13 protein-coding genes are annotated in these 11,674 nt (G+C 56.1%); 6 read left to right on the top strand and 7 right to left on the bottom strand.

Annotated features, from left to right (window positions below):
- Nucleotides 1-355: 355 nt before the first annotated feature.
- On the top strand, nt 356-1,252 hold the full coding sequence (locus tag CKW31_RS03375; RefSeq protein WP_095093035.1) for a M23 family metallopeptidase: 897 nt from the start codon (nt 356-358) through the stop codon (nt 1,250-1,252).
- Between the two features lie 140 nt (nt 1,253-1,392).
- Here CKW31_RS03375 and CKW31_RS03370 read toward each other — a convergent pair whose 3' ends face one another.
- The 3 genes from CKW31_RS03370 to phoB all read right to left on the bottom strand — a co-directional run bounded on the left by CKW31_RS03370 (nt 1,393) and on the right by phoB (nt 4,935).
- Nucleotides 1,393-2,733, bottom strand: coding sequence for a hemolysin family protein (locus CKW31_RS03370; protein WP_095093034.1), 1,341 nt, complete (start codon nt 2,731-2,733; stop codon nt 1,393-1,395).
- A 120-nt stretch (nt 2,734-2,853) separates the two neighbouring features.
- Nucleotides 2,854-4,119: a phosphate regulon sensor histidine kinase PhoR gene (gene phoR / locus CKW31_RS03365; protein ID WP_256582479.1), complete on the bottom strand. Its 1,266-nt coding sequence runs from the start codon at nt 4,117-4,119 to the stop codon at nt 2,854-2,856.
- Nucleotides 4,120-4,245: 126 nt separating this feature from the next.
- On the bottom strand, nt 4,246-4,935 hold the full coding sequence (phoB, locus tag CKW31_RS03360) for a phosphate regulon transcriptional regulator PhoB (RefSeq protein WP_027901508.1): 690 nt from the start codon (nt 4,933-4,935) through the stop codon (nt 4,246-4,248).
- A gap of 183 nt (nt 4,936-5,118) precedes the next feature.
- Between phoB and CKW31_RS03355 the strand changes: the two genes are divergently transcribed.
- Nucleotides 5,119-5,475, top strand: coding sequence for a hypothetical protein (locus CKW31_RS03355; protein ID WP_371856679.1), 357 nt, complete (start codon nt 5,119-5,121; stop codon nt 5,473-5,475).
- Nucleotides 5,476-5,612: 137 nt separating this feature from the next.
- Here the strand turns inward: CKW31_RS03355 and ubiA are convergent, their stop codons facing one another.
- Nucleotides 5,613-6,503, bottom strand: coding sequence for a 4-hydroxybenzoate octaprenyltransferase (gene ubiA / locus CKW31_RS03350; protein ID WP_095093031.1), 891 nt, complete (start codon nt 6,501-6,503; stop codon nt 5,613-5,615).
- Nucleotides 6,503-7,063, bottom strand: coding sequence for a chorismate lyase (locus CKW31_RS03345; protein WP_371856678.1), 561 nt, complete (start codon nt 7,061-7,063; stop codon nt 6,503-6,505). The genes ubiA and CKW31_RS03345 overlap by 1 nt, the downstream gene beginning before the upstream one ends.
- A 198-nt stretch (nt 7,064-7,261) precedes the next feature.
- Between CKW31_RS03345 and CKW31_RS03340 the strand changes: the two genes are divergently transcribed.
- The 3 genes from CKW31_RS03340 (at nt 7,262) to CKW31_RS03330 (ending at nt 9,075) form a co-directional block, all read left to right on the top strand.
- Nucleotides 7,262-7,429: a rubredoxin gene (locus tag CKW31_RS03340; RefSeq protein WP_095093029.1), complete on the top strand. Its 168-nt coding sequence runs from the start codon at nt 7,262-7,264 to the stop codon at nt 7,427-7,429.
- Between the two features lie 32 nt (nt 7,430-7,461).
- Nucleotides 7,462-8,610, top strand: a complete 1,149-nt coding sequence (locus CKW31_RS03335) for an NAD(P)/FAD-dependent oxidoreductase (RefSeq protein ID WP_095093028.1) — start codon at nt 7,462-7,464, stop codon at nt 8,608-8,610.
- A 189-nt stretch (nt 8,611-8,799) separates the two neighbouring features.
- Nucleotides 8,800-9,075: an HU family DNA-binding protein gene (locus CKW31_RS03330; protein WP_003213368.1), complete on the top strand. Its 276-nt coding sequence runs from the start codon at nt 8,800-8,802 to the stop codon at nt 9,073-9,075.
- 115 nt (nt 9,076-9,190) lie between these two features.
- Here the strand turns inward: CKW31_RS03330 and CKW31_RS03325 are convergent, their stop codons facing one another.
- Nucleotides 9,191-9,886, bottom strand: a complete 696-nt coding sequence (locus CKW31_RS03325) for an OmpW family outer membrane protein (RefSeq protein WP_095093027.1) — start codon at nt 9,884-9,886, stop codon at nt 9,191-9,193.
- Nucleotides 9,887-10,117: 231 nt separating this feature from the next.
- Here CKW31_RS03325 and CKW31_RS03320 point away from each other — a divergent pair, with 231 nt between their 5' ends.
- Complete coding sequence (locus tag CKW31_RS03320; RefSeq protein ID WP_095093026.1) at nt 10,118-10,663, top strand: hypothetical protein; 546 nt, start codon at nt 10,118-10,120, stop codon at nt 10,661-10,663.
- Nucleotides 10,664-10,810: 147 nt separating this feature from the next.
- On the opposite strand, the gene CKW31_RS03315 is transcribed toward CKW31_RS03320, so the two are convergent.
- On the bottom strand, nt 10,811-11,329 hold the full coding sequence (locus tag CKW31_RS03315; RefSeq protein ID WP_095093025.1) for an Hcp family type VI secretion system effector: 519 nt from the start codon (nt 11,327-11,329) through the stop codon (nt 10,811-10,813).
- Between the last annotated feature and the right edge of the window lie 345 nt (nt 11,330-11,674).

Genomic DNA, 11,674 nt, shown 5'->3' with positions numbered 1-11,674 from the left:
ACAGCCCCCGTCCTGTAAAGCTTTGGTGGTGGGTTTGGGTATTGCAGAGGTTAGGAATAATGGTATTGACTGGCAAATTTTGCTGGACGAAAAATTATTGATTTATATGTCCTTGTTAAGAAACTTATAGGCGATTAGTTGTGTGAAAGTTGATATTGTTTTGTAGGGTGCCGCCCGCATTTCGCTGTTACATATTCAGCATTTTAAAGATGTAGGCTGAGCGCGCGTCTGCATGGTCGGCGTCTGACGCGATTTCCTTGACGCCCGATCTGTTCCCGATTGATACAGCTGAGTCCTCATTCGCAGGAATCGCTGGTAGGCTTGCCTCATCTTCTTTACAAATCAGACCCATCCCATGATCGAGCGCTTACTCATTCTGTGTGCTCTGTTGCTGGCTGCGCAAACGGCCGGGGCGCTGACGATCTACAAATTCACCGATGCCAACGGCGTGGTCTCGTTCACCGATCGCCCGACGCCGGGTGCAGCCGTTGTGGTGTTCAAGGATCGGATGGTTGAGCACATCGAGCGTCAGGTGCACCTGAGCACCAAGCGGGATAAAGGCGTGGACAGCCTTTATGTCCGTAACGACCTGTACGCGCCGGTTGAGGTTGAGCTGAAAATCAGTGGCGGAAAGAACGTCCTTGGCGTCGCCGACCAGACCATTCGTCGCACGATACCGGCCCGTGGCAATGAGCGGGTCACGGTCCTGAGTCCCAAAGTCATCGGCAGGCCCATGAGCTACAAAACCAGACTGCGTTCTATCGTGGGTGATCCGCAACGCACGAGTCTGGCGTATCGGTATCCACTGCCGTGGGTGGGCGGGCCGTTTCGTTTGAGTCAGGGCCCTAACGGCAAGTACAGCCACTATGGCCCCAAAGGCCGCTATGCCATGGACATCGCCATGCCCGAAGGTACGCCAATCATTGCAGCGCGAGGTGGCGTGGTCGTCAAAATCGAAAACGACCAGACCGGCAAAGGCTCGAATCCGTCAGGCAACTTTGTGCGAATCCTGCACAACGACGGCACCATGGGCGTTTATCTGCACCTGATGCGTGGCTCGGTCAGCGTCAAGGAAGGTCAACACGTCATCGTAGGCAGCGCCCTGGCACGCTCCGGCAATACCGGCAATAGCAGCGGTCCACACCTGCACTTCGTCGTGCAGCGCAATGTGGGCCTGGCGCTGGAGTCCATCCCCTACGAGTTTGCACAGCCGGTGCAAAGCCTGCCTAATTTTGCGGTGGGTGGGAATTGAGAGGTTTGCCGAGTTAACACCTGTGGGACCGGATCAGCTCTGCAGTGAGAGTTCGGTACTAAAAGTGCAAGTATATTGGCTGTTGAGGCTCGAATCTGCCAATTTACTTGCACCTCAGTCGTCACGCCGACGCGACAGCCTCAATCAATCTTGACCACTTTAGCCAATACGATTTTCGGACCTTTCATCTTTTTAATGATGATCCGCAGGCCCTCGAACTCCATCACTTCTTCGACTTCCGGTACCCTCTTGAGGGTTTCGTAGATCAGGCCTGCAAGGGTTTCGGCTTCCACGTGGTCCAGATCGATGCCCAGCAGACGTTCGACCTTGAACAACGGTGTATCGCCGCGCACCAGCAGTTTGCCTGGCTGATAGGCGAGGATGCCGCGCTCGACCTTGCGGTGTTCGTCCTGAATATCGCCGACCAGCACTTCGAGCACGTCTTCCATGGTCAGGTAGCCAATGATCTTGCCGTCGGCTTCTTCCACCAGGGCAAAGTGCGCTCCACCCTGACGGAACTGCTCAAGCAGGCGCGAGAGCGGCATGTGTTTGGACACCCGCTCAAGCGGACGCGTCAGCTCGGCCAGGTTGAAGGATTCCGGGATGTGGTCCAGTGCCGCCAGTTCGAGCAGCAGGTCTTTGATGTGCAGGAGACCGACAAACTCGCCACGGTCGGCGTCGTATACCGGGTAACGGCTGAACTTGTGACGGCGGAACAAGGCGAGGATTTCTTTGAGCGGCGCGTTGAAATCCAGCGTCACGAGGTCTTCCCGGGAGTTGGCCCAGTCGACCACCTCCAGTTCACCCATCTCCACGGCGGACGCCAGCACTCGCATACCCTGATCGCTCGGATCCTGGCCACGGCTGGAGTGCAGAATCAGTTTCAGCTCTTCACGACTGTAGCTGTGCTCATGATGCGGACCAGGCTCGCCTTGGCCAGCAATGCGCAGAATCGCGTTGGCGCTGGCGTTGAGCAGGTAAATGGCCGGGTACATCGCCCAGTAGAACAGGTACAGCGGAACCGCCGTCCAAAGCGACAACAGTTCCGGTTTGCGGATCGCCCAGGATTTGGGGGCCAGTTCGCCGATCACGATGTGCAGGTAGGAGATGATGAAGAAGGCGGTAAAGAACGACACGCCTTTGATCACTTCCGGTGAGTCCACGCCCAGGGCCGCCAGCAAAGGCTCCAGCAAGTGCGCGAACGCCGGCTCGCCGACCCAGCCCAGTCCCAGCGAAGCCAGGGTGATACCCAACTGGCAAGCGGAGAGATAAGCGTCAAGTTGGCTGTGAACGGTGCGCAAGATGTGTCCGCGCCAGCCGTTTTTTTCGGCAATGGCTTCAACCTTGGTTGAGCGCAGCTTGACCATGGCGAACTCTGCCGCAACGAAAAAACCGTTGAGCAGGACCAGAACCATTGCGAAGAGAATCATGCCGAAATCGGCGAACAGTGAAGCGAGGTTAAAACCAGGGGAAGGGTCCATGATGGAGTTTTACGGGTTCCGTTTTAGCGAGAGAGGTTATTGCTGCACCGATATTGGGTGCACAAGAGCCGCAATGTAGCGGCTCAATGCCTGCTTGCCTAGTGGCGGAGGTGTCGCAGACTAGGCTTGGGCCAGCTGGATCGGTGGAAAATGGCAGGTAAATACGCTGCCTTTGCCCGGCACGCTGTTGATTTCCAGTGTTCCCCGATGGCGCAGCAACACATGTTTGACTATGGCCAGGCCCAGACCCGTTCCGCCAGTATTGGAGGCGCGGCTGGAGTCCACGCGGTAGAAGCGTTCGGTCAGGCGTGGCAGATGCTTGGTTTCGATGCCGATCCCTGAATCCTGCACGCTCAGGTGCGCGCCACGCTCGTCGGCCCACCAGCGGATCTGGATTTTGCCTTCGGCGGGGGTGTACTTCACAGCGTTGAAAATCAGGTTGGAAAACGCGCTGCGCAGTTCGGTATCGCTGCCCTTGAGCAGCGCGCCGGTTTCGATATTAAGGTCGATCTGCTGATTTTTGTTGCCGGACAACGCCTGCGCATCATTGGTGATGGTCTTGAGTAATGTGCTCACGACGATCGGATGGTTATCCGACGGATAGTCTGTCGCTTCGAGCTTGGCCAGCAGCAACAAGTCGTTGAGCAGCGTCTGCATGCGCCCGCCTTGCTGATGCATTTGCTGCAAGGCGCGCACCCAGCGCGGGTTCACTTCTTCGACGTTATCCAGCAAGGTTTCCAGATAACCGAAAATAACCGTCAGCGGCGTGCGCAGTTCGTGGGAAACGTTGGCGACGAAATCCTTGCGCATCTGTTCCAGCTGATGAATACGCGTGACATCGCGCACCAGCATCAGGTGCTCGTTGTTGCCATAGCGAGTGATGAGCAACTGAATGCGCACCCGGTCATTGGTGGGCGAAGGGATTTCCAGTGGTTCGGCGAAGCTGTCCTGCTCGAAGTATTCCTTGAAACGCGGATGACGCACCAGATTGGTCACCGGCTGGCCGCTGTCTTGCGGGGTTTTGAGGCCCATCAGGGTTTCAGCGGCGCGGTTCCACCATTCCAGGTTGCCTTCGCTGTCGAGCATGATCACCGCGTCCTTGAGGGCGGCAGTGGATTCCTGCACACGGTCGATCACCGCTTGCAGACGACCGCGTACACGCTGGTCACGGCGTTGCAGGTGATAGATGCTGTCGAAGACTTCGCCCCACAAACCGTAGCCATCAGGCGGCGGTTCGTCGGTCTGGTGATTACTGAGCCATTCGTGCAGGCGTAATAGTTGTTTGAGGGTCCAGGCCAGATACAGCCCCAGACCGATGGCCAGACTCCAGCCATATTCGCCGCTGATCAGTCCGACCAGGAGGCAGGCCGTCACCAGCAACAGCATGTGGCGGATCAGGGTGCCATGCCAATTTTGATTCAATTAAACGTACATCCATGTCGAGCGCATACCGGACGGTTGCGCCATTCGTTTGCGGCGATCTGTTTGAGCTGTCTGTCCAGGAGCAGGGTGTCAGCTTTTGGTAGAAAAGCGATAGCCCGTACCGCGCACGGTTTGTACCAGATTTTCATAAGCGTCACCGAGGGCTTTACGCAGCCGACGAATGTGCACATCAACGGTACGTTCTTCGACATAAACATTGCCTCCCCAGACTTGATCCAGCAATTGGCCGCGAGTGTAGGCGCGCTCCTGATGGGTCATGAAGAATTGCAGCAAACGATATTCAGTCGGGCCCATCTCGGCAGGTTTGCCATCGATGGTCACGCGGTGGCTGATCGGGTCGAGGAGCAGACCGCCCACTTCGATAGGCGCTTCGCCATCGGTAGGGCCTGCACGGCGCAGCACAGCCTTGAGGCGTGCGACCAGTTCGCGAGGAGAAAACGGCTTGGTGATGTAATCGTCGGCGCCGACTTCAAGCCCCTGGATCTTGTTGTCCTCTTCACCCTTGGCGGTCAGCATGATGATCGGGATATCCCCGGTCAGCTCATCACGCTTCAGGCGTCGGGCCAGTTCGATACCGGATGTGCCGGGCAGCATCCAGTCGAGCAGGATCAAGTCCGGCTTGCGGTCTACGATGATTGCATGGGCTTGCTGAGAGTTCTCTGCTTCCATGCAGTCATAGCCGGCCATTTCCAATGCAACGGCGATCATTTCGCGAATTGGCGCTTCGTCGTCAACGATCAGAATGCTCCTGCCAACCATGCTTGAACCTCTTGTCATTTAACTGTCTTGGGGCGCATTAGATAACGGAATTATTGCAGTCGTGTGACAGTCAGGGTAGGGGCTAGCATGCCACGTTCTTTAAGGACTAATGTGCAGTCTCGTCCGACAACGGATTCCACATAAAAAGAGGATCTACCGATGCTCAAGATTTCATCGACATTCATGGGCTTGATGGCGGCTGCGGCACTGGCGTCTTCCAGTCTGGTTATGGCTGCTGAGCCGGGTATGACCGGAGAAAACGGCTACCTCACCGACCACAGCGGTAAAACGCTTTACACCTTTGACAAGGACTCGGTAGGCAAGTCCGTTTGCAACGACACATGCGCAATCAACTGGCCGCCATTGGCCGCTGAAGCGAACACTCAAGCGTCCGGGAAGTGGACGCAGCTCAAACGCGACGACGGCAAATTACAGTGGGCCTATGGCGGCAAGCCGCTGTACTTCTACAAGGATGACAAGAAAGTCGGGGATGTCACTGGCGATGGCAAGGGCGGCGTCTGGCATACCGTCAAACCGTAGCGCCACATAGCATCTGTGTCGCAACTGCAATACCTGTAGGAGCGAATTCATTCGCGAAAGGGGCGGCGCATCTGTTGCATATGTGCCGCTTGAACGGCCGTCTTCCCGAATGAATTCGGTCCCACGGGGCTACCGCATCACCGCAACGCATAATCCACAACAATCCCGACAAAGATCGCCAACCCTGCCCAATGATTATGCAAGAACGCCTTGAAACAGGTGTCACGGTCGCGATGGCGGGTGGACCAGAACTCCCAGACGAAACATCCCGCTGCTACCAGCAGACCCAAGTAGAAATACGCCCCCAGTTCAAAGCGCGCACCGGCCAGCAACAGGCAACCCAGGGCCAACCCTTGCAGCGTCAGGATGATGACCCGGTCAGCATCGCCGAACAGCACAGCGGTGGATTTCACCCCAATTTTCAGATCGTCTTCCCGATCGACCATCGCGTAATAGGTGTCGTAAGCCACTGTCCACAGCAGGTTGGCGATGTACAACAGCCACGCAGCAGCGGGAAGACTACCGGTTTCGGCAGTGAACGCCATCGGCATCCCCCATGAAAAGGCCGCGCCCAGCACCACTTGCGGGTAATAGGTGTAACGCTTCATGAATGGATAACAGGCTGCCAATGCCAACCCGCCAAATGACAGCCAGATGGTTGTCGGATTAGTCAGCAGTACCAGCAGGAAGCTCACCAGCACCAACGCTGCAAACAGAGCCAGCGCCTCCTTGGAACTGACTTTGCCACTCACCAACGGCCGCTGTTCAGTGCGCTTGACGTGACCATCGACCTTGCGGTCGGCGAAGTCATTGATCACGCAGCCCGCCGCACGCATCAGGAACACACCCACCACAAAAATCGCGATATTGAGCAGCGACGGCGAACCTTCACCGGCAATCCATAGCGCCCAGAGCGTCGGCCACAACAAGAGATAGATGCCAATCGGCTTATCGACGCGCATCAACTGGATGAAGTCCCATATGCGCGGATTCAGGCGATTGAGGGATTTGAGTAGCGTCAAGTACATCAGCAGTGCTCCACGGTGCGAATCGTCTGCCAGAGCGTCGGCAGGAAGACTTCGGCCACCAGTATTTTCAGAGGGCCGCGGCTAAAGCATGAGCGTCGTCCCCATAAACCTTCGGCGGCGTCTGATACGGGCAGCCACGCCGCTGGATAACGACAGACCTGCAGCGAGCCGCGGTCGAATTCCGGATCACAGAACAACAACTCGCCCAGTGAACGCGTGCCCAGTTCATCCATGTGCAGGCCGCTTTCCTGCAGCGTGCTACGTGCTGCAACGCTGCGGGCGAATACCCACTTCTCGTCATGCCCGCGCAGATAGACCTCGCGCACCCAACCGATGCTTTGCTCTGGCAGATCCAGCGCGACACACTCATCGTCGCGCAGTGCTTGCCAGCCTTCGACGAGCGGCGTGACACTGAAATGGTTGGAAGACAAGGTAGTCAGGCGGCGGGTCAACGAGTCCCGGTGAAACAGCCACGTCTGAACCAACGGTTCGACGTCAACCTCAAGCGACTCGCGCTCAAGCCAGTTCACAGGGTGGGCAGGGGGATTTTGCTCAGTCACGGTAAGCATTTTTAGGCTGATTGAGGCCGCGAGCTTAGCATGATTGCCCCCGCCAGCCGACGACCGGCAACGCCCTGTAGTGATCACCGGGGTTGCATGTCAGCGTCGTGATCAGTACAAAACGCCCTGAGTTTGGCGCAAGCGTGGCACCTCACGACCGCGTACGCCCCAATTAGCCTGAAAACATGAGAGATAACGATGAAAAAGTGGCAATGCATTGTCTGTGGCCTGATCTACAACGAAGCCGATGGCTGGCCGGATGACGGCATTGCGCCGGGCACTCCATGGCAGGATGTTCCCGAAGATTGGCTATGCCCGGACTGTGGCGTAGGCAAAATGGATTTCGAAATGATCGAAATCGGCTGATCCGATTTTTACTCTCTGGTTTGGAAGTACGTATGAACGCACCTGTTGTGATTGTTGGCACTGGCCTGGCGGGCTACAACCTCGCTCGGGAATTTCGCAAGCTCGATGGCGAAACGCCGCTGCTGCTGATCACTGCTGATGACGGTCGCTCCTACTCCAAACCGATGCTCTCCACCGGCTTTGGCAAGAACAAGGAAGCCGATGGTCTGAGCATGGCTGAACCTGGCGCAATGGCCGACCAACTCAAGGCCGAAGTGCGTACTCACACCCGCATCAGTGGCATCGATCCTGGGCACAGACGCCTGTGGATTGGCGAGGAGGCGGTTTACTACCGCGACCTGATCCTCGCCTGGGGTGCCGAAACCATTCGCGTGCCGGTAGAGGGTGATGCCAGCGACTCCGTCTTCCCGATCAATGATCTTGAGGATTACGCCCGTTTTCGAGCTGCGGCAGCGGGCAAACGTCGGGTGCTGATTCTCGGTGCCGGGCTGATTGGCTGCGAGTTCGCCAATGACCTTATTCTGGGGGGCTACGAAGTTGACCTTGTGGCGCCTTGCGAGCAAGTAATGCCGACCTTATTGCCTCCCGCCGCCGCAACTGCCGTGCAAGCAGGTCTGGAGAGTCTCGGTACGCGTTTCCACCTCGGTCCACTGATGACCCGCTTGCAACGCACTGCCGATGGCCTTGAAGCGCACTTGTCCGATGGGCAGGTCATTCAGTGCGATGTGGTGGTCTCCGCCATCGGCTTGCGCCCACGAGTCGATCTCGCTGCGGCGGCAGGCTTGCAGACTGGCCGCGGCATCATCGTTGACCGGGAGCTGAAAACCTCTCATGCCAATATCTATGCATTGGGCGACTGTGCCGAAGTGGACGGCTTGAATCTGCTGTATGTCATGCCGTTGATGAGCTGCGCCCGCGCCTTGGCCCAGACTCTTGCGGGCACTCCGAGCGCAGTGAAATACGGCCCCATGCCGATTACCGTAAAAACCCCGGTGTGTCCCCTCGTTGTGTCGCCGCCGCCTCGTGGCGTCGAAGCTATCTGGAGCGTTGAAGGGCAGGGCGCTGACATCAGAGCGCTGTGCCACGACCCTGCAGGCAACCTCCTGGGCTATGCCCTGACTGGAGCGGCAGTGATGGAGAAACTCGCTCTGAATAAGGCGCTTCCAGCCCTGTTGGCATAAATACTGGACGTTCTGTCGGATAAGCCACATTTTTGGCCCCATAAAGGCCATTGGTCCACTGGCGTCCGCCAGAACAGCGTGCCATCCTCATTCCCGTCTGCCGCAACGTAGAGCCGTTGCGTCACCTGACTACCGTTCTGCATGAGCGGCGCGGGACATAAAAACAAAAATCCGTATAAGAGGCTTCATATGCGTAAACCAGAACTAGCGGCCGCCATTGCTGAAAAGGCGGACTTGACCAAAGAGCAAGCCAATCGCGTTCTTAATGCCGTACTGGAAGAAATCACCGGTGCCCTGCATCGCAAAGACAGCGTGACCCTGGTCGGCTTCGGCACCTTCTTGCAACGCCATCGCGGCGCCCGCACTGGCAAAAACCCACAAACCGGCGAGCCAGTGAAGATCAAGGCCAGCAACACCGTTGCCTTCAAGCCGGGTAAATCCCTGAAAGACAGCGTTAACCCCTAGTTACCAGCTGTACGCCTCGGCGGGAGGCGAGCAGTGAAAAAACGGGCATACCAACCTGCGTTGGATGCCCGTTTTTTGTTGTGTCGTCATTAATGCCACGCTCTGCTCTGTTATCTCAGAACTTGTAGCCAAGCCCCACCATGTACACGAAGGGGTCCACGTCGACATTCACCTTGGCCCTGACGCCAAGGTTGGTATTGCTGACGTAAGCGTCGGTTTCAATGTCGATGTAACGCATCTGCGCATTGATCATCAGGCGGTCAGTGAGCATGTAGTCTGCGCCCACTTGTGCGGCCCAACCCCATGAGTTGCTGGCGTGGAAGTTATCGAACCCGGCTGCACTGGCGCTGCTGCCCACGCTTTCGTCGTAGATCCAGGTGTAGTTAATCCCGGCGCCCACATAGGGCTGGAAGGCTGATTTGTTGTCCAGCGGGTAGTAAATCAGACTCAACGTCGGCGGCAGATGCTTGAGTGAGCCAAGCTTGCCATCCGCAATACCGCCCGAAGTGCCTTTGATATTCACGTCGTGCTCAAACGGCGTGGCCGCCAGCAACTCGATGCCTAAATGATTGGTGATCATGTAAGCGAAGTTCAGACCCAACTGGGTATCGCTGCCCAGGCTGGCCTTGCCGCCCAGATCCGTGCCCGCCAGACCTCCGCGATCAACACGCACGCTGGAACTGCTTTCTCGTGGGTCGACAGTTACTGCACCGGCCCGAATAATAATATCCCCGGCTTCATATGCCTGGGCTGTAGAGGCTGCCATGGTCAGCATCAGCGCCGGCGTGCCGAGAAGGATCAATCTACGCATACATCACTCCACTATTCGAACAACGACCAGCCGCTGCGGGCTGCGTCAAGGAAGTCCGAGTATCAGGAAGTGACGTCGCGTGAACGTCTGCCGGATGGCATAGTATCTACACGAACAGGGCCGCTAATGCGTTACCAAGTTTGTCCCCAGAGCGTCAACGCCGAGAACTTCAGCCCCAAAAACCGGTCGTAGCGCTGTGCCAAATCTGCACCTCCTATGGAAAACCTAGTGATGACTAGTAAGTCCGCTTTCTTGAGTTTCCCCCTTTCAGTTGCAGCATGTCTGATCAGTGTTCTCGCTATCTCACCGGCCCATGCCGCGGTCGACGCCAGCGCCAATACTGCCACTTCTCAAAGCAGCACCGTTGCCAGCCGCACCGAGGCAGCGGACGTCGACTCGTCCCGCGACCTCGAGTCAGCCTTGATCAGCCTGCAGCAACTGCAGGAAGACTCCCGCCAAAACGCCAGTGAGTTGGCCGCCCTCAAGGAAACCGTAAAAGCCCAAAGCCGTTTGATCGAAGAACTCAAACGCAACAACGGCACCACCACCCAATCCAGTACCGCCGATGTGTCCGACCTCAAGAGCAAGATGGACGAGCAAAATCGCACCATCAGCAAACTCCAAAGCCAGCTGAGCGACCTCCAGCGCAATTCGGGTCCGAACAACACCTCAAGCTCCAGCGAGATCAGCAGCCTCCAGCAGGAGATTACGAACTTGCGCAGTAGCGTGGGGAGGTTGGAGAGTTTGGTGAGTAGTTTGAACAGTAAGGTTAAGTGATGGTGGTGTAGCAAACGGGGCTTGGGCCCCGTTTGTTTCATCTGCGGTGAATGTTCAATGGCCATATGTTGCAGAATTACACGATCTAAACAGCCAATCTAATCAGGCTATATTCTTCGCGAGTCAGGTCGTTTTATTGCAGGATCTTTAAGCTGCGACAGGCACGCGCCAGTCGTCGGAGCCAGAAGTGCCTGATACTTCATGAGTCCATGTTATTTTACGATAAGTAAAGTAAACATTTTCGAGGTGAGTGAAGTGCGATTGGGCTGGGTCCTGGCAGTTAGGCATCGTTGAGGTTATATCGACGATGATTGCGTCTTCCAGCTCTATAGTGAAGTAGTGCTGCTGAGTACCCTCTGCGGACGTTCGATACCACTCCAGGCGGCATTTTGTCAGGCGTTCACCAGTGGTCAGCGCGGTAAACAGTAGAGGTGAGGCCTTGTCGAAAACCTTGGTTATCATCAGCGGTTTGTGAACCCGCTGCCCAGTGGGTTGGCCGGATTGAGGGTCGCGAGGGATGATGACCTGATGATCAAAGGCCTGAACCAGTATCTGATCCTCGTGGCCTTCCTGGTAGATATTCCCCACTGAATCCTGGGTGAAGGTCCCGGAGGTGATAAGACCTTGTGTAGTTCCCTCAACGGACAAATACGCTGGTGTTGGCATCGGTGCACTCCTGGCAAATCATGACTATAGCTATAGGGTTTTAATTGGCTTTACTGCTGTTATCGAAAAGCCGCCGAACTTTACTTGTGATTTTTATGCAGGTCTGTAGTTTGTTTATTTTGTTGTTTGTAGGAAGTTTCGTCGCGACATGTAAGACAAGTAGTCGATGAAATTATTACAATTTCATCTTGCTGTGTAATGATTTGCTGGATAGTATTGTTGCCGGTGACAGGTTTCTGGTCTCGGTCTGGTAGTGTCATGAATCTATTGGGTGGTGTGGTGTTTAATTCTTAAACATGTCTGTTTGTGTGTGCTCGCTTAAATTCTACGAATATTGACATTGTC

This window comes from Pseudomonas sp. Irchel 3A5, from assembly GCF_900187575.1.
Classification (GTDB): Bacteria; Pseudomonadota; Gammaproteobacteria; order Pseudomonadales; family Pseudomonadaceae; genus Aquipseudomonas; species Aquipseudomonas folii.
This window is presented reverse-complemented; position numbering and strand designations above follow the sequence as displayed.